The sequence below is a fragment of the Burkholderia sp. AU45274 genome (genome assembly GCF_030482505.1).
Lineage (GTDB): Bacteria > Pseudomonadota > Gammaproteobacteria > Burkholderiales > Burkholderiaceae > Burkholderia.
Genome location: NZ_JAUJQE010000008.1, coordinates 235,853 through 255,651, shown reverse-complemented (window position 1 = coordinate 255,651; position 19,799 = coordinate 235,853). Strand labels below are relative to the sequence as shown.

The following is a 19,799-nucleotide window of genomic DNA, read 5'->3' as shown; positions in this document are numbered from 1 at the left end:
CGCGGCACGCTTGGACTCATGAGCCAAACTGATGAATCGCCGCGGGCGGTGCTACGATGGGCGTCCGTCCCACCGGAGCGTTTCGACATGGCGCGCGAAAATCTGAACGACCTGCTCGTGTTTCTCGCGGTGGCCCGCGAGCGCAGCTTCACGCGCGCGGCCACGCGGCTCGGCGTGTCGCAGTCGGCGCTGAGCCATACCATTCGCGATCTCGAGGCGCGGGTCGGCGTGCGGCTGCTGACGCGCACGACGCGCAGCGTGTCGACGACCGACGCGGGCGAAGCGCTGTTCCAGGCGGTGGCCCCGCGCATCGACGAGATCACCGCGCAACTGGCCGCGCTGTCGGATTTCCGGGACAAGCCGGCCGGCGTGGTGCGCATTACCGCCACCGAGCATCCGATCGACACGATCATCTGGCCGAAGCTCAGGCAGGTCCTGCCCGACTACCCGGATATCCGCATCGAGCTGTCGGTCGATTACGGGCTGTCGAACATCGTCGAGGAGCGCTACGACATCGGCGTGCGCTACGGCGACCAGGTGGCGAAGGACATGATCGCAGTGCGGATCAGCCCGGATGTCCGGATGGCGATGGTCGCGTCGCCGGCCTATCTCGACGGCCGCAAGCCGCCGAAAAAGCCGCAGGACCTGCTCGATCACGATTGCGTCACGTTGCGGCTCGCCACCGCGAAGGGCCTCTATGCGTGGGAGCTGAAGAAGGGCAGGAACGACGTGCTGGCGCGCGTGAACGGCCGAATCACCTGCAACACGCAGCCGCACATGGTGCAGGCGGCGCTCGACGGCTTCGGCATCGCGTTCGTCACCGAGGACATCGTGCTGGAGCATGTCCGCGACGGCCGCCTGCGGATCGTGATGCCGGACTGGTGCCCGGTCTTTCCCGGCTACCACGCGTACTATCCGAGCCGCCGCCCGGCGTCGCGAGCGTTTACCGTCGTGATCGACGCGCTGCGGCATCGCGCGTAGCGCCTGTCGCCTGTCGCGTCCGGGCCGCCCCCGCGACGGCCGGCAAGAAAAACGCCCCGCGCGGGCGGGGCGTTCGACGCGGCTGCGCCGGTGAACCGGCGCAGCGCGATGGCGCGATCAGAGACGGTCGCGTGAGCGCGGATCGTTCAGTTCCTCGGTCGGGTCGGTCAGCCCGAGTTCGTCGCCGGCGCTCCAGTACGGCGTGCTGCCGTAGAACTCGTGCAGCGGTGTCGCCCATTGCGGATCGGCCATCGCCGGCCAGTGGTCCTTGTCGAACCCCGGTGCGTTGCGGATCCGCTCGGACGACACCGACAGCAGGAAGCATTTGCGCTCGGTGTCGAGCGTGAGCGCGCTCCACGGGATCGCGTGCAGCTTGTCGCCGATGCCGAGGATGCCGCCGCTCGACAGTACCGCGTAGGCGACGCGGCCGGAGCGCACGTCGAGCATGATGTCCTTGATCTTGCCGACATCGTCGCCGTCGGTCGTATAGACCTTGTCGCCTTCCAGCGTATCGGCCGCCATCACGTCGGGGCCAGGGCCGGCCGCCGTCGCGGCACCCTTGCCGATGATGCGGGTTTGACCTTGATCGGAAGTCTGCATGGTTTCCTCCAGGCTGCATGGGGCGCGACGGTGCCCGGGGCGGGCCCTGCGGGTCGCGCGGGGTGGTCGGGACGGGGCGGGAATCGCTCCGTCACGTCTGCTTCGGTTGCGACACGCCTTCGAGCGTGTTCGCGAGATCGTCCCGCTCGGGGCCGGCCATGCGCGTCGCGATGTCCGCGAGCGACAGCATGCCGACCAGCCGCTTGTCGTGATCGACGACCGGCAGGCGGCGCAGTTGTGCGTCCGCCATGTAGTGCTGGATCTCGTCCAGCGAATCGTCGTCGAAACACCATTCGATCGGTCCCGACGCGACTTCGTGAATGCGCGTCTCCGGCGGCTTGCCGGCCGAAATCGCGCGCACCGCGAGATCCCGGTCCGTCACCATCCCGATCAGCCGGTTGTTGTCGCACACGGGCAGCGCGCCGACGTCGTAGCGCTCCATCAGTTGCGCGGCATGACGGATCGAGTCGGTCGGTGCGATGTGCACGACGTCCTGCGACATGATTTCGTTGACGCGATGCATGAAATTCTCCTCACGGGTTCGGTAGTGCAATGGGTCGAAATGGGCGCGACAGAATCAGCAACCCACGTGCCGTGCGCGCTCATGCGTCGCCGCGTTCGCGCTTGTCCTGCCACGGCCCCTCGTCGTGCGTGCCGGGCGGCGTGTCCGGCTCGATGCGCGTGACGCCGCCGGTCGCGGGCGGGTCGCTCGCGGGAAACGTGTCCTCGAGCTGCTTGTCGATATGGCGTTCCGAATGGCGCGTGCGCGCGCGGTCGCGGTGCTTGAGCGGCGGCGACGGATCGGGTTGCCGTTCGTGTGCCGGCGCGTCGTGGCCGGTCCGGGTCGAATCCTTCATCGCAAGCCTCCATGTCGATGCCGATGGCATGTCCCATCCGCAACGGCCATGCCCGGTAGGCGCCGAGATGCGCCGGACGCACGCGGCACGCGACTTGCCGCGATGGCGATGACGATGATGACGCAGGCGCGTGGCGCAACCGGTGCCGGCCGCGCGCATATCGAGCGGGAGGCGCGATGACGATTCCGAAGCGACGACCGGGCGTGCGCTACGAGGTCAACGTATGCGGCGGCGGATTCGATGCGTTGAAGAGCCATTTCAACGAATGGAAGCATGAACCGCTGATCTACCGGCCCGAGCGCCGGATGTTCGAAGGCAAGGCCGACGTGAGGCCGCTCGGCGGCGAGACGTTCGGCTCGACCGAGCCCGCGCGGTTCGCGCTGCAGCGCGCGTGCGAGCCGTCCGATGCGTATGCGCTCGCCGCGCAGGTGCGCGATGAAGGCCGCGAGCTGTGGCTCGTGATGGCCGCTTTCGACGCGTAGCCGCGCCGTTGCAAGATTTGCAGCGGACGGTGTAGCGAAGGCACGGCAGGCCGTTTGCGGCACCCGCGTGCGCGTGGCGGCGGACACGCGGGTGACGGGAACGACGGCATGGGGCTTGCGCACCCTGGGCAGGCGAAGGTCGCGCCCGCTGTCGACCCGCCGACCCCGCAATGAAGGAGTGCCGATGACACCTGACCCAGCGCAGTGGTTGCAGCGGCCCGAACCGCCGCTATCCGACATCGGGCCGGATCCGGAACCGCCCGATCCCGACGACGTGCCCCCTGACATGCCGGAGCCGTACCGGCAACCCGAGGGCGACCCACCGGGGCATGCCCCGCCCGAGCGCGAGCCGCCCGTGCATACGCCGCCGATGGGCGCGGTATCGCGAACGCGCCACGAGGCATCGCCATGAGCATCCGCGTGAAACCCGGCGTGTTGCGCGACATCGCCGAAACGCTCGGCCGCCATTTCGAGGCGCGCGCGATGCCGTTCCATATCGAGGAAAAGCCGCTCGGCGCGCTGCATATCGGCTTTCGCGTCGACGGTCATCCGGCGTCGCTGACCGTGGCGTTCGACGCCGACGCGTTCGCCGCGCTCGAGCAGGCCGGCATCGACTCGCAGCGCCGCGCGCTCACGCGCGTGGCGGTGGAATTCGACGCGATGATGGCGCGTCGCGCCCCGACCGCGTACGCCGGCGATTTCCATTTCAACCGGCTATGAGACGCCGGTCACAGGGAGGATTTCGATGAACCCGATCCAGAAGACGATGCGCATGGGCATCCTTGCGTGCGCCGCCGCGTGCGCGCTGGGCGCATGCACGCAATCGGCGAACGGCCCCTACGGCGCCCGCGGGGCGCCACCCGACAGCCGTGGCGCACAGTCGACCACGACGATGCCCGACGCGAATACACGTGGCGATGCGCGCCCGGCGCCGGGCACCCTGATGCCGCAGGGCGCGGCCGGCGGCGAGGCGGCCGACGGGCCGTCGACCGGCGCGAACGGTGCGAACGGTGCGCAGGGCGACCGGCCGCTGCCGGGCACGCCGCCGCTGATGCAGTACTGACCCGGCGCCCGTACCTCGCCCACGGCATGCGCGCGGGATCGCGTGCGCCGTGCAGCGCGCCGTCCGATGCGGCGCACGGCATGCCGCCCCGCGATGCGGCCGGAGGAAACCGATGGCGAATCCGCGCGAACACCTGGAAGACTGGCTGCGCGATGCGTATGCGATGGAGCGGCAGGCGGAGATGCTGCTCGCCGCGCAACTGAAACGGCTCGATCACTATCCGCAACTGCAGGATCGCTTGCGCCGGCATCTCGACGACACGATCGGCCAGCAGGCGCTCGTCGAGGCGTGCCTGATGCGGCTCGGCACGACGCCGTCCGCGATCAAGGACCTGGCCGCGCGCATTGCCGCGTATGGCCGGATCGCGACCGGCATGCTGGCCGTCGACGAAGTGGTGAAGGGAGCGCTGGCCGGTTATGCGTTCGCGCACGTCGAGATCGCCGCGTATACGGCGCTCGCCGCGGCCGCGCAGGCAGCCGGCGAAGCGGAGATCCACGCATGTTGCGAACGGATCCTGCAACAGGAGCGCAGCCTGGCCGCGTGGCTGCTGCGCCACCTGCCGGCACTGACGACTGCCTTTCTCGATCGTTCGGCCGTCGATCGCATCGATGCGAAGCGATGACGGCCGACGATCCGGCAGGCTTCCCGGCTTACGGAATGCGTGTCCAAAACTTGCCGTCGGCTTGTAAATAATCCGCTCCCGCTCGCGGCGACATGCAGGGCGAACCCGCCACGGACGCGCTTCGACGAGCTGGCACGCTCAATGCATGAGGCATGCAGACGGTCAACCGTGAATCGACCCGCCGGGCCGCTTTCGAGGCGGGCTTCGCCGGGGCCACGCGGCCGAGGCATCGTTCTTGCGCGTGGCACCGTGGCGAAGGATCGCCAGGCGATGACGCTCTTCGCGAGCCGGCCCGCGGTGCGGCGACGCGGCGTGACGGCCGGGCGATTCGACCGCACTCGACCACGTTCGACCACGTTCAACCGCGTGCGTGCCACCGCCTGCCGCGATGCGCGCACCCACGAGAGGAGCACGACCATGCCAGCCAAATCGCAGGCCCAGCAACGCGCCGCCGGGGCCGCCCTGTCGGCCAAGCGCGGCGAGACGAAAATGAAGGACCTCAAACCGCCTTCGAAGTCGATGGCCAAGTCGATGAGCGAAAAAGAGCTCGAGAAAATGGCTTCCACGCCGGCCCACGGCAAACCGAAACACAAGCACGACGCCTGATCGACGCCGATACGTACCGGTGACCGCTGTCATCCAGGAGGGTTCCATGCTTCGATACGCCATCATCTTCTTCATCATCGCGATCATCGCGGCCGTGTTCGGTTTCGGCGGCATCGCAGCCGGCGCGGCGGAGATCGCGAAGATCCTGTTCTACATCTTCGTGGTGATCTTCCTGGTCACGCTGCTGCTGGGCGTCGTCCGACGATGAGCGTCACGCCCGACCGGTCGCAGCGCATCGCGGAACTCGAGCATGCGCTCGCGAACGGTTTCCCGTCGGAATCGACCGTCGTCGTGCATGCGGACGACGCGTCCGGGCGGCTGACCATCCAGGTGTCGTGGGTGCGCGTGCCGGCCGACGCAAGCGCGCGCGACTGGCGTTGCGCGGTCGACCTGCGGTTCGACCCGGACGTGATCACCCGCTATGCGTCGCTCGACGCGGCCGAACGGCTGCGCGTGCGCACCCGTCTGTGCGACCACGCGCGGCGCGCGGTGGACGCACGCAAGCCGCGCGTCGACGATGCGGCGATCGAGTGCAACGTCGCGCTCGACGTGACGCGTGCCGAACTCGACGCAGCATTGCGCGCACCCTGAAACCCCCGCCGGCCGGCGGGGCGGTCGCGCCCGGCCGTGCCGGTTTTCCTGCCGTCCGCCCGTGCGCGCCGCAGCCAAGCGGCGCGCGCGCGGCGGATACCCTTCCGAACGCCACGAGGACCCGATCGATGACCCATTCCCCCTCATCCGGCAAGACGCCGCCCGCCCAGCCGCAGGACAGCGCGAAATCGCGCCAGCTCGACGAGCACCGCTCGCGGCCCGACCACGAGGCGCTGCGCACCAACCAGGGCGTGCGGATCGCCGACAACCAGAACACGTTGCGCGGCGGCCCGCGCGGCCCGTCGCTGCTCGAAGACTTCATCATGCGCGAGAAGATCACGCATTTCGATCACGAGCGCATTCCGGAGCGCGTGGTGCATGCGCGCGGCTCGGCCGCGCACGGCGTGTTCCGCGTGTACGAGCCGATGGCCGACTACACGAAGGCCGCGTTCCTGCAGGACCCGGCCGCCGAAACGCCGGTGTACGTGCGTTTCTCGACGGTGCAGGGGCCGCGCGGCTCGGCGGACACCGTGCGCGACGTGCGGGGCTTCGCGGTGAAGTTTTATACCGAAGAGGGCAACTACGACCTCGTCGGCAACAACATGCCGGTGTTCTTCATCCAGGATGCGATCAAGTTTCCCGACTTCGTGCATGCGGTGAAGCCCGAGGCGCCGAACGAGATGCCGACCGGCGCGTCCGCGCACGACACGTTCTGGGATTTCGTGTCGCTGGTGCCGGAAACCACCCACATGGTGCTGTGGCTGATGTCCGACCGCGCGCTGCCCGCGAGCTTTCGCGCGATGGACGGTTTCGGCGTGCACACGTTCCGCTTCGTGAACGCGGCCGGCGCCGAGCGTTTCGTGAAGTTCCACTGGCGGCCCGTGAGCGGCGCGTATTCGCTGCTGTGGGACGAGGCGCAGCGGATCGCCGGCCATGACCCGGACTTCAACCGGCGCGACTTGTGGATGGCGATCGAGCGCGGCGACTATCCGGAATTCGAACTCTGCGTGCAGATGATCGATCCGGCCGATGCCGGCAAGTTCGACTTCGACCTGCTCGACCCGACCAAGCTGGTGCCGGAAGAGTTGGTGCCGGTGCGGCCCATCGGCCGGATGACGTTGAACCGCAATCCCGACAACTTCTTCGCGGAGACCGAGCAGGTCGCGTTTCATCCGGGGCACGTGGTGCCCGGCATCGACTTCACGAACGATCCGCTGCTACAGGGGCGCCTGTTCTCGTACACCGATACGCAATTGAGCCGGCTCGGCGGCCCGAACTTCCACGAGATCCCGATCAACCGGCCGGTGTGCCCGTTCGCGAACAACCAGCGCGATGCGATGCACCGGCAGACGATCAACGTCGGGCAGGCGTCGTACGAACCGAATTCGACGAGCGGCGGCTGGCCGCGCGAGACGCCGCCCGCGCCGGCCGGCGGCGGCTTCGAGACCGTGCACGAGCCGCTCGAAGGCGACAAGGTGCGCGTGCGCAGCGAGACGTTCGCCGATCATTTCTCGCAGGCCGCGCTGTTCTACCAGAGCATGACCGAGATCGAGCAGCGGCATATCCGCGACGCCTACTGCTTCGAGCTCGGCAAGGTGACGCAGCCGCATATTCGCGAGCGGGTGGTCAACGACATCATCGCCCGCTTCGACGCGGGGCTGGCCGCGCAGGTGGCCGAACGGCTCGGGCTGCCCGCGCCGCACGGCGGCGCGACGCCGGCAGTCGCGCAGCGTTCGCCGGCGCTGAGCCTGATCGGCCGCGCGAAGCCCGGCATCCGGTCGCGCAAGATCGCGCTGATCGCGACCGCCGGCACGAGCCAGGCGCTCGTCCAGCAGGTGCGCGATGCGCTGCTGGCCGCGCATGCGGTGCCGACGATCGTCGCGCCGACGCTGGCGCCGATCGGCAGCATCGTGCCGCAGGCGACGCTGGCCGGCATGCCGTCGGTGATGTTCGACGCGGTGTTCGTGTGCGGCGGCGACGGCGACGGCCGCGACCTCGCGCACAGCGCCGACGCGCGGCATTTCGTGCGCGAAGCGTTCAAGCACCTGAAGCCGATCGCGGCCGTCGGGTCCGGGCGGCAATTGCTGAGCGCCGCGCACCTGCCGGACCCGGCCGAAGGCGTGTGCGTCGGGCAGGCCGTCGATCTCGACGCAGTCCTGAACGACCTGTCCGACCACCTCGGCCGCCATCGCGTCTGGGCACGCGAGCAGCAGGCCGCCGAGTTGCCGGCCTAGCGCCACGCGATCATGGACGTCGTCGTCGCGCTGTTCGGACAGGGCCGGATGCTCGACCCCGGGCAGATGGTGCTGCGGGCGATCGTCGTGTTCGCGATCGCGCTGGTGCTGATCCGCATCGCCGGGCGGCGCGCGTTCGGCCAGCGTTCGCCGTTCGACTACGTGGTCGGCATCCTGCTCGGCGCGATCCTGAGCCGCGCGGTGGTCGGTGCGTCGCCGTTCGTCGCGACGGTGGCCGCGTCGCTCGCGATCGCGCTGCTGCATCGCGTGATCGGCTGGGCCTGCGTACGCTCGCGCCGGCTCGAGCGGCTGTTGGTCGGCGCAGAGCGCGAGGTGTATCGCAACGGCCGCTTCGACGACGCGCAGATGCGCGCGGCGCTGATCACGCCGACGGACGTCCATGAGAGCGTGCGTCAGGCGCTCGGCGCGGACGACCTGTCGGACGTCGACGCGGCGATCCTGGAGCGCAACGGCCACGTCAGCATCGTGCGGCGCAGCCGTTGCCGAAGGCCCTGACGGCTGCGCGCGGCGACGGACGCCGCAAGGAGGACATCGATGACACGCATGATCTGGAAAGGCGCGATCAGCTTCGGGCTCGTTCACGTGCCCGTGCAGCTGTTCCCGGCCACGCGCACCGTGAAGCCGTCGTTCCGGCTGCTCGACAAGCGCTCGATGGACCCGGTCGGCTATCGGCAGGTCAACAAGCGCACCGGCAAGGAAGTCACGCGCGAGGACATCGTGCGCGGCTACGAGTACGAGAAGGAGCGCTATGTCGTGCTGACCGACGACGAGATCCGCGCGGCGAACCCCGAGTCGACGCAGACCGTCGACATCGTCACGTTCGTCGACGAGGATGCCGTGTCGTTCCTGTATCTCGACACACCGTACTACCTCGTGCCCGACCGCAAGGGCGAGAAGGTCTATGCGCTGCTGCGCGACGCGCTGAAGGACAGCGGCAAGATCGGCATCGCGCACGTCGTGATGCGCGACCGCCAGCATCTCGGCGCGCTGATTCCGGTCGGGCCGCTGCTCGCGCTCGATACGCTGCGCTGGCAGGAGGAACTGCGGCCGCTGGACGAACTGTCGGTGCCGGCCGACGACGCGAAGCGCGCGGGCGTCAGTGCGCGCGAACTCGCGATGGCGAAGAAGCTGATCGACGACATGTCGGGCTCCTGGACGCCCGACGAGTATCACGACACGTTCCGCGACGACATCCTCGAGCTGGTCGAGCGCAAGGTGCGCGCGGGCCGCATCGAGGAAATCGAGGACCGGCCCGCGCAGACGGCGCGCACGGCGACCAACGTGGTCGATCTCACCGAGCTGCTCAAGCGCAGCCTGAAGGGCGGCGGTGGTGCGCGTGCCGCGCGCGCGGACGACGACGAGGAGGCCCGTGCGCCTTCGCCTTCGCCATCGACGGGCGCGCGGCGCAAGCCGGCGGCGAAAACGTCCGCGAAAGGCACGGCGAAGGCACCGGCGAAGCGCGCGGCCGCGAAGCACGGCGCGACCGGCACGCACGCGGCGAAGAAGGCCGCCGTGCGCCGCAAGCACGCCGCGTGACGGCGCGGGAAGGAGGGTGACGCGATGGCCGGGAAGCTCGAACCCTATCGCAGCAAGCGCCGCTTCGATGCGACGCCGGAACCCGAGGGAGCGCACGGGCGGCGGCGCGCGCACGCGGATGCGAGCGTGCAGAAGGCGCACAAGGCGCAAAAAGCGCGACCCTCCGCGCGCACCGCCCGGCCGCTGCGCTTCGTGATCCAGGAACATCACGCACGGCGGCTGCACTACGATTTCCGTCTCGAACTCGACGGCACGCTCAAGTCATGGGCGGTGCCGAAAGGGCCGAGCGTCGACCCGTCGGTGAAGCGGCTGGCCGTGCACGTCGAGGATCATCCGCTCGAATATGCGTCGTTCGAAGGCGAGATCCCGGCCGGCCACTACGGCGCGGGCTCGGTCACCGTGTGGGACGAGGGCACCTGGACGCCCGACGGCGGCATTGCCCGGGCGCGCGACGGCTACCGCGCGGGCAAGCTGACGTTCCGGCTCGACGGCACGAAGCTGCACGGCGGCTGGGCGCTGGTGCGCAGCGGGCGGCAGCAGGGGCGCCAGGAGCAATGGCTGCTGATCAAGGAGCGCGACGACGACGCGCGCGATGCGGCCAGCTTCGATGTCGTCGCGCAGCAGCCGGGCAGCGTGCATGTCGGCCGGACAAAGGCGGCGCGCAAGGCGCCTGCCCGCCCGCCGCATGACGGCGGGGCGCGCACGACGGCGATCGATCCGTCGCAGGTGGAAGGCGCGGTGCGCGCGGCATTGCCCGAGCGCGTGACGCCGCAACTCGCGACGCTCGTCGATGCCCCGCCCGCGCACGATGATTGGCGCTACGAAGTGAAATTCGACGGATACCGGATCCTGGCCCGGATCGCGGGCGGCGGTGCGCGCCGGCACGTCACGCTGATGACGCGCGAAGGTCGCGACTGGACCGCGAAGCTGCGCATGCAGCGCGACGCGCTCGCGGCGCTCGAGGTCGACAACGCGTGGCTCGACGGCGAGGCCGTCGTCCTGGGCGAGCACGGGCTGCCCGATTTCCAGGCGCTGCAGAACGCACTCGGCGCGGGCCGTTCGGACGCGGTGACGCTGTTCGTGTTCGACCTGCCGTTTCTCGACGGATACGACCTGCGCGATGCGCCGCTCACCGCGCGACGCGCGCTGCTCGAACCGTTGCTCGCCGGTAGCGATCCCGCACGGCTGCGCTACTCGCCCGATCTCGGCGACGACGTCGCGTCGCTGATCGCGAGCGCGTGCGACACGGGGCTCGAAGGATTGATCGGCAAGCGCGCGGATTCACGCTATCGCGGTGGCCGCTCGTCCGCGTGGATCAAGCTGAAATGCCGGCGGCGGCAGGAGTTCGTGATCGGCGGCTATACCGAGCCGTCGGGCAGCCGGCACGGCTTCGGCGCGTTGCTGCTCGGCGTGTACGAACCGGCCGCGGGCGGCAAGCGGCCACGCGGCAAACCGCCGTTGCGCTATGTCGGCCGGGTCGGCACCGGGTTCGATACGCGTCTGCTCGACCGGCTCGCTGCGACGCTGCGCCAGCACGAACGCGGCACGACGCCGTTCGACCCGCCGCCGCGCGAACGGTCCCGCACGCGCGTCCACTGGGTCGAGCCGACGCTCGTCGCCGAATGCGAATTCGCGGAATGGACGAGCGACGGCATCGTGCGGCAGGCGGCGTTCATCGCGCTGCGCGAAGACAAGCCGGCGCGGCAGATCGTCCGCGAAGTGCCGCGGCCAGCCGAAACGGAGGCGACGATGAACGAAACCCGCGCGGCGCATGGCGCATCCTCGCATGCCCCACCTACCGATACGGCGCACGGCCGCAAGCATGGCGCGCGCGCGGCCGCGTCTGCCGGCGATACGCAGCGCGCGGCCGCCGCCGATCGCGTCGGCCGCGTGCGCATCACGCATCCCGATCGGGTGCTCGATCCGCAAAGCGGCACGCGCAAGATCGATCTCGCGCACTACTGGCAATGGGTCGCGCCGTGGCTGCTGCCGGACCTGAAAGGCCGGCCCGTGTCGCTCGTGCGCGCCCCGGCCGACATCGCCGGCGAACTGTTCTTCCAGAAGCATGCCGAGCGCCGCGAGATCCCGTTCGTCACGCAGCACGAAGGGCTCGATCCCGGCCACGGGCCGCTGCTGTCGATCGACAGCGTCGACGCGCTGCTCGGCGCCGCGCAGATGGGCACGGTCGAGCTGCACACGTGGAATGCGCACGCGTCGAACATCGAGCGGCCGGACCGCATCGTGTTCGACCTCGATCCCGATCCGGCGCTGCCGTGGCGCGCGATGATCGACGCCGCGCAGCTCGTGCGCGGGCTGCTCGATGAGCTGGGCCTCGCGTCGTTCTGCAAGACGAGCGGCGGCAAGGGGCTGCACGTCGTCGTGCCGCTCACGCGGCATGCGGGCTGGGACGACGTGAAGGATTTCTCGCGCGCGGTGGCGCAGCACGTCGCGGGCGCGCTGCCCGACCGTTTCACGGCGACGATGGGGCCGCGCCACCGGCGCGGCAAGATCTTCGTCGACTACCTGCGCAATGGCCGCGGCGCGAGCACGATCGCCGCGTATTCGGTGCGCGCGCGGCCCGGCATGGGCGTATCGGTGCCGCTCGACTGGGACGAGGTGCCCGACACGACGGGCGGTGCGCAATGGACGATCGACACGCTGCGCGAACGCCTCGATGCGTTGAAACGCGATCCGTGGGAAGGCTATGCGCACGCGCGGCAGCGCATCACCGCGTCGATGCGTGCGCGGCTGGGCGCTGAAACGTGAATGCGTCAACGCCGATGCTGCGGATGGGGGTGCCCGTTTTTCGGCGGCGATGTCGACATGAAAGCCAGCACGCGTGCTGACCGCGGCATGGGCCTTGCTGAAAGGAAGGGGCAGGAATTTCCATCACGTGGTCTCTATCAGGGAGAAAACTTCATGAAATCGGTATCCGAATCGAAGTGTGTCGCGCCGCGCGTGCTGGTATGCGCGGCTGTCGCGATCATCGCGGCCGCGCCGGCCGCATGGGCGCAGAACTCGCAGCGCCCGGACGAGGGCACCGGCGCGCCGAATCCGTCGATGGACATGTCGACGCCGGGCACCAACGGCAATACGGCCGCACCGCCTCCGCCTGCACCCGTGCAGCGGCAGGGTGCGACACAAGGCTCGCGTTCGCACAGCGGATCGGCCGGCCATGTGAAGCCGGGCGGCCCCAACGGCGCGGGCGGCAGCGGCACCGGCGCCGGCAACGGCGGCTCGCCCGGGTCGACGGGCACGGGCGGCGGCGGTGCCGGCGGGGCAGGCAGCGCGGGTTCCAGCGGCTATTGACGGCGCCGTGCCGACGAAGGCGGCGAGGTTTCCCGGGACGGGCACGCCGCCATGACACAGGAGGGCATCATGCAATCCAATTCCCGGAACCGGCGGGAGAACGACGAGATCGATGACTTCGACGAGATCGACGGCGACGCGACCGAAGCGGACGATCTCGATACGACGGTCCATGTCGACGTGGCCACAGGCAGGATCAAGTTCCACTCGACCTGGGCGCTGACGGCCGATGCGCCGCCCGAATACGCGCGGCATGCGGTCGAACTGGCGCTCGACAGCGACACGATGGAGCGGTATGCGGCGCTCGACGACGGCACGCGGATGCGCGTGCATGCGATTTTGCATGACACGGTGCAGGCGATGCTCGACCGTGTGCCCGATACCGATGAGAGCCTGACGCTCACGATCGAAGTGACCGACGCGATGCTGGATGCGGCGAGTCACCTGCAGTAGCGGGTTGCTCGACGGCGTCTAACGGTTCGCAGGCGGCGGTCGCCACCCGGACGGCATCGGCCCTTGCATGCGGGAAATCCGCGTGCCGGGCGCGCATCCTCGATGCCCTGCGCCGTCTCGATCGCCCTCGGATCCTTGTCGAACGCGATCAGCCGCCCGCGCGGCGCGAAACCGTTCCCTGACGGTGGGCGCGTCCCGTGGGCGGAAACGGCACGCCGCTTGCTGCGAAACCGGCGCGGCACGACGTGTGCCGCGTCACTGACGGAGGGCTTCATGAGCGGAAGGCTGGTTCATTGCAAGGTGGCGATCCTCGCGGTCGACGGCTTCGAGGAAGCCGAACTCGTCGAACCGCAGCGCGCGCTCGCGGCGGAAGGCGCGCAGGTCGACGTGATTTCGGAGAAGGGTGGCGAGATCCAGGGCGTCAGGCACGTCGACAAGGGCGCGCGCGTGAAGGTCGACCGCACGTTCGACGAGGCGCGCGAGGGCGATTACGACGCGGTCGTGCTGCCCGGCGGCGTCGTGAACGGCGACGCGATCCGGATGGTGCCGGCCGCGCGCGAGTTCGTGACGGCGGCCGTCGGGGCCGGCAAGCCGGTCGCGGCGATCTGCCATGGGGGCTGGCTGCTCGTGTCTTCCGGCCTCGTGGAAGGCCGCACGATGACGAGCTGGCCGAGCCTTCAGGACGATATCCGTCATGCGGGCGGCAAGTGGGTCGACCAGGAGGTCGTCCGTGACGGCCCGTTCATCACGAGCCGCAAGCCGGACGACCTGCCGGCCTTCAACGGCGCGCTGATCGATTCCCTGGCGCCACGGGCGGCGTGAACCCGTGGCGGGCGCGCCATGCGTCATGCGTCGTGTCACGCGGATCGACGATCCACCGACGTTCCGCGGCATTACAAACCGTTGAAAACATTGCACCGCTAGCCGGCGTGCGTCGAGCCTGCAAGCCCGACGCACGTGCGACTCACCGTGCGATCGCGACCGGTGAATTGACGTTCACGACGGCAGCGTCGTGGTCGAACGGCGGCGCGTACACGAACCGGTCGATCACACCGGCTTCGAACAACAGGCAGCAGGTCGAGCCGCCGAACTGGAAATAACCGATCTCGTCGCCCTTGTCGACGCGCTGGCCCGGCACGACGTCGATCACGCAGGACGACACGTCCCCCATGCCGACGAACACCGCAGCAACGGTGCCGATGCCGGGATCGTCGCAGGCGATCGCGACCACGGCGCGCGTCGCGACCGCCGTCGTGTACCCCTGGGAGTCGTTCAGCCCGGCCGGGTCGGGGCCTTCCGCCTCGACGATCGAGTAGTAGGTGCCGTGAACCCGGTACGCATGCGTGACGACCCCGCGCACCGGCGCGTGCCAGCGGTGGTAGTTGTACGCGCTGAGATAGGCCTGGTACAGGTCGCCGCCGACGAAGCGCTCGGCGAGCGACAGCCGGGCCGGCGTGAAGATGTCGCGCAGCGAATACGGTTGCGCCTTGATCCAGAACCGGTCGCGCAGCTTCACGTTCGATTCGACGTGGTACGGCGCGGCCTCGCACGCGCTGACGATCACGTGCGGATCGTCGGGCGCCGCGACCGGGCGCGCGCCGTCACGAAAGCGCCGCGTGAAGAAGTCGTTCCACGACGTGAAGCCGCCGTGCGGCTGGTCGTCGTGATACTGGAACTGCGACAACCCGATGCGCTCGCGCGCCGCGTCGCAGAACCAGCCGTCGGGCGCCGACGTGTCGAGATGCGCGCGCGAATGCGGGCCGCCAAGGAAGCCGCACCATACGTTCAGCACGTTCTGCAGATGCGCGTTGACGGCGGCGTCGCGAAACAGCGCATGGCCCGACGGCATGCACATCGGCCAGTCGAGAAAGGCATTGATCGGGCACACGATCAGGCTCGCGTCGCTGAACGGCGGCGTGTAGGCCATCAGGTGATCCAGGACGGTCATCAACTCGTCGATCGACGTATAGCCGAGCCGGCGGCCCGATTCGACCGCTTCATCGATCGCGCGGACCAGCGTCATGCGCAGCACCGCGTGGTCGTCGAACAGCCGCGCGAGTTCCTGCACGGCCGGCGTACGCAGCCGGTCGCCGGCATGCGCGCGGGCCGCGGCCGCGATTTTTTCGCGGAACGCGGCCATGTGCGCTTCTTCGCGGGCCATCCATTCGCCGAGCCGATGGCGCTCGGGTGGCGGCGGGTTGAGGTCGGTCGGCATCGTTGTCTCCGGGGCGATGATCAGGAACCGATGCAAGGAGCAATCCGCCTGCCTGGAAGGGGCACCGATCTTGCGGATCGGCTTGCTGGTTCATTCGTATCGGAGAAGATCATGAGCGTGGCTTCAACTGGACGGCCGAAGACGAAAACGAAGACGAAGACCGAATCGACGGGCGACGGGCGCGGGGGCGCGCAGCACACCGTGGCGCCCACACGCACGCGCCACGCAAGCGCGACGTCGCGTGGCACGCGGGCGGCCCGGAAGCAGCAAACGACGCGCGGGACGGTGATCGCGGGCAGCGGCGGCGAGACGGGCCAGCCGTTGTGGGAGGACGACGGCGGGGCGTTGCCGCCGGAAGAGTGGTCGTGAAGTTCAAGTGCGGCCCGTCCGCGCGATGTGACGGCACGGACGTGCGCAACGGCACATGAAGTGCAAACGGGTTCGTCATCGGCACACGGCACACGGCACACGTGCGCGTCATGACGCGTCCTCCGTTCCGGCGAGTTTGCCGGTTCACATGCGCGCGCCCTGCGTTGTCGAAACCGTTCACCGTGAATCGAACGTGCGCAGCGTGGCGACCCCTTTCGTGTCACCCGGCAGCCGCATCCGCGCGACGAGCGGGTAGTGATCCGACGCATGCCGCGCGCGGGCGCTGCGGTGCACGACCACGTCGACCAGCCATTCGCCCGGATGAATCCAGATCCGGTCCAGCGAGAACACCGGGTAGACGGTCGGGAACGTGCGCGGCGCCGGCGCGCGCCGGAACCGCGTGACGAGCGCCTGCAGCGCCCGGCCGCGCACGAACCATTCGTTGATGTCGCCGAGCAGGATCACCGGCATCGCCCCCGTGTCGAAGGCCGCGAGCAGGCGCTGCACCTGCGCGCTGCGCTCGCTCGCCGACAGCCCGAGGTGGGTCGCGACCACGCGCAGCGTGAGCGCGCCGCAATCGATGTCGGCGTCGAGCGCGCCGCGCGGTTCGCGCGAGTGAAACGACAGGTCGAGCGTGCGTGCCGCGCGGATCGGGCAGCGCGACAGCACCGCGTTGCCGTAGCGGCGCTCCGGCGTGTCGATCGTCGGGCCGGCCACCGCATGCATGCCGGTCGCGTCGCGCAGGTGCGCAAGCACGTCGGGCGCGCGCGTGCCGCCGAGCGGGACTTCCTGCAGCGCGATCACGTCCGCGTCGAGTTCGTCGATCACGGCCGCGATCCGGTCGGCCGCGCGCGCCGGCCACGCGCCGTAGCCGCCGCGGATGTTGTACGTCGCGATCCGCCAGTCGCGTCCGCCCGGCGCGGCGGCCGGTGCGTCGTCGGCGGCGATGACTTGCGGCGGCGGCGCCGCATGCGTGCTCAGCGCCATCGTCGCAACACCCTGACGAGCAGCACCGAGATGCCGACCAGTGCGAGGCCGATCGCCGCGAGCCACGCGAACGCGCCGGGCCGGGGATGGCTCAGCGCGGCTGTGAGCTGGTGCGCGAACGTGACGGTCAGCACGAGGCCGGGCAGCATGCCGATCGCGGTGCCGACCAGGTAGTCGCGCAGGCCGATATGCGACGCGCCGGCGACGAGGTTCACGACGGTAAACGGCGCGATCGGCAACAGCCGCAGCACGGCCATCGCGAGCACGCCGCGCCGGCCGATGTGCTCGCTGAGCCGGTTCGCGCGTGCGCCGGCGAGCCGGCGCACGGCGTCCCGCCCGAGCCAGCGGCCGATCCCGTAATTCGCGGCCGCGGCCGCCATCGTGCCGACGGCCGCGTAGGCCACGCCCGGCCACGCGCCGAACACGAGCCCCGTCGCGGTGATCAGCAGCGTGATCGGCACCGCGAAGGTGGCCGCGACCACGTAGCCGGCCAGCAGCAGCGCAGGCGCGGCGGGCCGTTGCGCGAGCGTGGCCAGCGCATGCGCGAGCGACGCGACGTTCACCCGTTCGCCGAGCGGCGTGAAGCGCCAGGCGAGCGCGAGCGCGGCGACCAGCAGCACGGCCATGCCGAGCGCGAGAAACCGCGCGGTCAGCGGGCGATGGCGGTCGTGCGGCACGAACTCGCGTACGAACCGGTCGGGTTCGATCGGCTGCTCGGGGTCGAGCCGCGCGCTGACCGGCACGAGCGCATCGAGTTGCGGCGCGATGGCCGGGTCGAGCGTGCGCAGCGTGCGGCCCGGCTTCGCGCGCAACCGGTCGAGCGCGGTGTTCGGCCGCTCGGTGCGCGCGAATGCATCGGCCACGGCCGCGGGCGCCGTGCCGAGATGTTCGGCCAGCAGCCGCTCGCGCAGCGCGGCGATCGCGGCGCGGATGCGCGCATCGCCGGCCGCGACGAGCGCGACGCAGCATTCGGTGTCGAGCAGCATCGAACGGTTGTTGAGGTTCGCGCTGCCGATCACGAGGCATTCGTCATCGGCGATCGCGAGCTTGCTGTGGACGTTCACGCACGCGTCGCCGAGCCCGTCGACGTGCGGATACAGAAGGCGGTAGCGGCCGAAGTGGTCCGCCGACACGAGCGCCGCGTGCAGCCGCGCACGCAGCACGCCCATCGTCGCTTCCTGCAGCCAGCCGCTCTGCACGCGCGGCGCGACGACGGTCACGTCGGGCCCGTGCGCGTCGGCGAGGCGCGCGGACAACGTTTCGCGCACGACCGCCGCGGTGAAATACTGGTTTTCGACATACAGGTGCCGGCGCGCCGCACGGATCGTGTCCTCGACGAGCGCGCGCACCTGCCGCACCGGCTCGCGGCCGTCGTGGCGCGGCGCCGTGCAGGCCATGCCGAGCCGCACGTCGCGCACGTCGACGCGGGTGCCGGGCGGCCACGGATCGTCGCCGTCCGGCCGCTCGAGGTGGCGTTGCGCGCGGATCGCGATCGGGCGGCCGCACGCCTGCCGCCAGCGCGCCCGCGCCTGCTCGCCGATCGCGGCCGCCGCGTCGCCGTCGAACATCGCCTGCACGTCGTGAAACGGCGCGTACGGCGTGCCGTCTTCGTCGTGGCGGCGCGGGTCGCCGGCCGCGTGCGCCGGTGTGTCCCAGCGCGCGCGCGTCAGGTCGAGGCCGCCGACGAACGCGAGCCGGTCGTCGATCACGACCAGCTTCTGGTGATGCGATGCGCCGCGCGGATGCGCGCCGTCGAGCCGGAACACGATGCCGCGATGGGCCCGCCAGCCGGCGCGATACACGGGCGGCCAGTCGCGCTCCAGCGCGTAGATCATCGCGAAATCCCACGCGAGCACATAGATGCGCAGGTTGTGCCGCCGGGCGGCCAGCGCGTGCAGGAATGCCGCGAGCGTGTCGGGGAGCGTGTCGTCGGGGCCGCCCGGCGCGAGCCGCATCCGGCTGTCGACGTCCCAGCCGACGATGAACACCGTATGGCGTGCGCGCAGCAGCGCGGCGCGCAGCGTCGAGAAGTACGCATCGCCGTCGACGAGCATCGTGAAGCGGTCCGCGGCGCGGATCGTGTCGCAGTTGCGGCCGCGTTCGAGCAGGCCGTGCCGCGGGATGTCGCTCGCCTGCGTGGCGTCGACGGTCGTCTCGTCGGCGCGTGTCGTGCGATCCGCCACGGTCATCGGGTACCGGCCTCCCGGTCGCCGTCGAGGTGCGTCAGCCGCGCATCGCGGCGCGCACGCGGTGCCCGCCGCCCGGGCGAATGCGCATCGAGCCGGACGCGTTTGCCGGGGGCGCCACTGCCGCGCATGACGGCGACGTCGTCGATGCCTTGCGCGAGCGTCGTCGTTGCGTGTGCGATGCGGATTTGCCCGAGGCACCCGCATTCGGCGTGATGACGCGCGAGCCCCGAACGCAGCGTGTCGATCGGTCGGCCGGTGGTGAACCCCGCGCCCGACCTCATGCGGGGGGCAAGCCGGCGCGTCACGAGATAAGCGGGCAATTGGGTCTGGGTCACGCGAAACTCCTTGACGAGGACTCGGGTCGACAGGCGCGGACGCAGGCGAGGTTTTTCAGCGTCTCGCAGATGGCGTCGAACTCCGGGCCGCTCGTGCGCGAGAAGGACACCGAAATGTTGTCGGTGTCGGGATCGTCGTCCGATTGCTGGACGATGAACCGCTTCACGCGCACGCGCTCGCGCCCGATCACGCTGCCGAGCAACGCCGCCAGCAGCAGGCGTCCGAGCAGTTCGAGAGGGCCGATCATGACGTGTCCTCCTTCCGATGGGTACGAGCCGTGGCCGGCGGCGCTTCGACGCGCATCAGGCACGCAAGCCGCGTGCCGGCCGGGAACGGCGCATGCGCAGA

24 protein-coding genes and 1 pseudogene are annotated in these 19,799 nt (G+C 70.1%); 17 read left to right on the top strand and 8 right to left on the bottom strand.

Annotated elements, in window-relative coordinates:
- Positions 1-87: 87 nt before the first annotated feature.
- On the top strand, positions 88-981 hold the full coding sequence (locus tag QZM35_RS27095) for a LysR family transcriptional regulator (protein WP_089434102.1): 894 nt from the start codon (positions 88-90) through the stop codon (positions 979-981).
- A 117-nt stretch (positions 982-1,098) separates the two neighbouring features.
- Here QZM35_RS27095 and QZM35_RS27090 read toward each other — a convergent pair whose 3' ends face one another.
- The 3 genes from QZM35_RS27090 to QZM35_RS27080 form a co-directional block, all read right to left on the bottom strand.
- On the bottom strand, positions 1,099-1,581 hold the full coding sequence (locus QZM35_RS27090) for a PRC-barrel domain-containing protein (RefSeq protein ID WP_089429293.1): 483 nt from the start codon (positions 1,579-1,581) through the stop codon (positions 1,099-1,101).
- Between the two features lie 91 nt (positions 1,582-1,672).
- Positions 1,673-2,104 (bottom strand): CBS domain-containing protein, encoded by a 432-nt coding sequence (locus QZM35_RS27085; protein WP_039371315.1) that lies wholly within the window; start codon positions 2,102-2,104, stop codon positions 1,673-1,675.
- A 79-nt stretch (positions 2,105-2,183) separates the two neighbouring features.
- On the bottom strand, positions 2,184-2,438 hold the full coding sequence (locus tag QZM35_RS27080) for a hypothetical protein (protein WP_089434103.1): 255 nt from the start codon (positions 2,436-2,438) through the stop codon (positions 2,184-2,186).
- Between the two features lie 176 nt (positions 2,439-2,614).
- Between QZM35_RS27080 and QZM35_RS27075 the strand changes: the two genes are divergently transcribed.
- The 15 genes from QZM35_RS27075 (at position 2,615) to QZM35_RS27005 (ending at position 14,177) form a co-directional block, all read left to right on the top strand.
- Entirely contained in the window at positions 2,615-2,920 is a 306-nt protein-coding gene (locus QZM35_RS27075; protein ID WP_089429295.1) for a hypothetical protein, read from the top strand.
- Positions 2,921-3,104: 184 nt separating this feature from the next.
- Positions 3,105-3,332, top strand: a complete 228-nt coding sequence (locus tag QZM35_RS27070) for a hypothetical protein (protein WP_174971354.1) — start codon at positions 3,105-3,107, stop codon at positions 3,330-3,332.
- Positions 3,329-3,640 (top strand): hypothetical protein, encoded by a 312-nt coding sequence (locus QZM35_RS27065; RefSeq protein ID WP_089429297.1) that lies wholly within the window; start codon positions 3,329-3,331, stop codon positions 3,638-3,640. Before QZM35_RS27070 ends, QZM35_RS27065 begins: the two co-directional genes overlap by 4 nt.
- A 25-nt stretch (positions 3,641-3,665) precedes the next feature.
- Positions 3,666-3,983 carry a hypothetical protein gene (locus QZM35_RS27060; RefSeq protein WP_301777170.1) on the top strand — a complete coding sequence of 106 codons (318 nt, stop codon included), beginning with the start codon at positions 3,666-3,668 and terminating at the stop codon, positions 3,981-3,983.
- A 112-nt stretch (positions 3,984-4,095) separates the two neighbouring features.
- A complete protein-coding gene (locus QZM35_RS27055; protein ID WP_089429299.1) occupies positions 4,096-4,605 on the top strand; it encodes a DUF892 family protein in 510 nt (169 codons plus the stop codon).
- A gap of 417 nt (positions 4,606-5,022) precedes the next feature.
- Positions 5,023-5,211 carry a DUF3008 family protein gene (locus QZM35_RS27050; RefSeq protein WP_039371381.1) on the top strand — a complete coding sequence of 63 codons (189 nt, stop codon included), beginning with the start codon at positions 5,023-5,025 and terminating at the stop codon, positions 5,209-5,211.
- A 46-nt stretch (positions 5,212-5,257) separates the two neighbouring features.
- A complete protein-coding gene (locus tag QZM35_RS27045; RefSeq protein WP_006767422.1) occupies positions 5,258-5,419 on the top strand; it encodes a DUF1328 family protein in 162 nt (53 codons plus the stop codon).
- On the top strand, positions 5,416-5,802 hold the full coding sequence (locus QZM35_RS27040) for a DUF3022 domain-containing protein (RefSeq protein ID WP_089429300.1): 387 nt from the start codon (positions 5,416-5,418) through the stop codon (positions 5,800-5,802). Before QZM35_RS27045 ends, QZM35_RS27040 begins: the two co-directional genes overlap by 4 nt.
- Entirely contained in the window at positions 5,742-8,036 is a 2,295-nt protein-coding gene (gene katE / locus QZM35_RS27035) for a catalase HPII (protein ID WP_301777169.1), read from the top strand. Before QZM35_RS27040 ends, katE begins: the two co-directional genes overlap by 61 nt.
- A 12-nt stretch (positions 8,037-8,048) precedes the next feature.
- Complete coding sequence (locus QZM35_RS27030) at positions 8,049-8,552, top strand: DUF421 domain-containing protein (RefSeq protein ID WP_089434108.1); 504 nt, start codon at positions 8,049-8,051, stop codon at positions 8,550-8,552.
- Between the two features lie 39 nt (positions 8,553-8,591).
- Complete coding sequence (locus QZM35_RS27025; RefSeq protein WP_089429303.1) at positions 8,592-9,593, top strand: Ku protein; 1,002 nt, start codon at positions 8,592-8,594, stop codon at positions 9,591-9,593.
- A 24-nt stretch (positions 9,594-9,617) separates the two neighbouring features.
- On the top strand, positions 9,618-12,359 hold the full coding sequence (gene ligD / locus QZM35_RS27020) for a DNA ligase D (protein WP_301777168.1): 2,742 nt from the start codon (positions 9,618-9,620) through the stop codon (positions 12,357-12,359).
- A 153-nt stretch (positions 12,360-12,512) separates the two neighbouring features.
- Positions 12,513-12,902: a hypothetical protein gene (locus tag QZM35_RS27015; protein ID WP_301777167.1), complete on the top strand. Its 390-nt coding sequence runs from the start codon at positions 12,513-12,515 to the stop codon at positions 12,900-12,902.
- A gap of 69 nt (positions 12,903-12,971) precedes the next feature.
- Positions 12,972-13,355 carry a DUF3022 domain-containing protein gene (locus QZM35_RS27010; protein ID WP_089430082.1) on the top strand — a complete coding sequence of 128 codons (384 nt, stop codon included), beginning with the start codon at positions 12,972-12,974 and terminating at the stop codon, positions 13,353-13,355.
- A gap of 273 nt (positions 13,356-13,628) precedes the next feature.
- Positions 13,629-14,177, top strand: coding sequence for a type 1 glutamine amidotransferase domain-containing protein (locus tag QZM35_RS27005; RefSeq protein ID WP_301777166.1), 549 nt, complete (start codon positions 13,629-13,631; stop codon positions 14,175-14,177).
- Between the two features lie 142 nt (positions 14,178-14,319).
- On the opposite strand, the gene QZM35_RS27000 is transcribed toward QZM35_RS27005, so the two are convergent.
- Positions 14,320-15,570: a phosphatidylserine decarboxylase family protein gene (locus QZM35_RS27000; RefSeq protein WP_301777165.1), complete on the bottom strand. Its 1,251-nt coding sequence runs from the start codon at positions 15,568-15,570 to the stop codon at positions 14,320-14,322.
- Positions 15,571-15,681: 111 nt separating this feature from the next.
- Between QZM35_RS27000 and QZM35_RS26995 the strand changes: the two genes are divergently transcribed.
- The gene (locus tag QZM35_RS26995; RefSeq protein WP_089429306.1) at positions 15,682-15,939 is read left to right on the top strand and encodes a hypothetical protein; all 258 of its coding nucleotides are present in this window, start codon (positions 15,682-15,684) and stop codon (positions 15,937-15,939) included.
- Positions 15,940-16,116: 177 nt separating this feature from the next.
- Here QZM35_RS26995 and QZM35_RS26990 read toward each other — a convergent pair whose 3' ends face one another.
- From QZM35_RS26990 to QZM35_RS26975, 4 genes and pseudogenes are all read right to left on the bottom strand, one after another.
- Positions 16,117-16,926: an endonuclease/exonuclease/phosphatase family protein gene (locus QZM35_RS26990; RefSeq protein ID WP_301777164.1), complete on the bottom strand. Its 810-nt coding sequence runs from the start codon at positions 16,924-16,926 to the stop codon at positions 16,117-16,119.
- Positions 16,917-19,115 carry a VTT domain-containing protein gene (locus tag QZM35_RS26985; protein ID WP_301777163.1) on the bottom strand — a complete coding sequence of 733 codons (2,199 nt, stop codon included), beginning with the start codon at positions 19,113-19,115 and terminating at the stop codon, positions 16,917-16,919. The genes QZM35_RS26990 and QZM35_RS26985 overlap by 10 nt, the downstream gene beginning before the upstream one ends.
- Complete coding sequence (locus QZM35_RS26980) at positions 19,112-19,450, bottom strand: hypothetical protein (protein WP_301777162.1); 339 nt, start codon at positions 19,448-19,450, stop codon at positions 19,112-19,114. Before QZM35_RS26980 ends, QZM35_RS26985 begins: the two co-directional genes overlap by 4 nt.
- A pseudogene (locus tag QZM35_RS26975) lies at positions 19,447-19,626 on the bottom strand (MgtC/SapB family protein); the annotation flags it as partial. The pseudogene QZM35_RS26975 and the gene QZM35_RS26980, both read right to left, overlap by 4 nt.
- Positions 19,627-19,799: the final 173 nt, after the last annotated feature.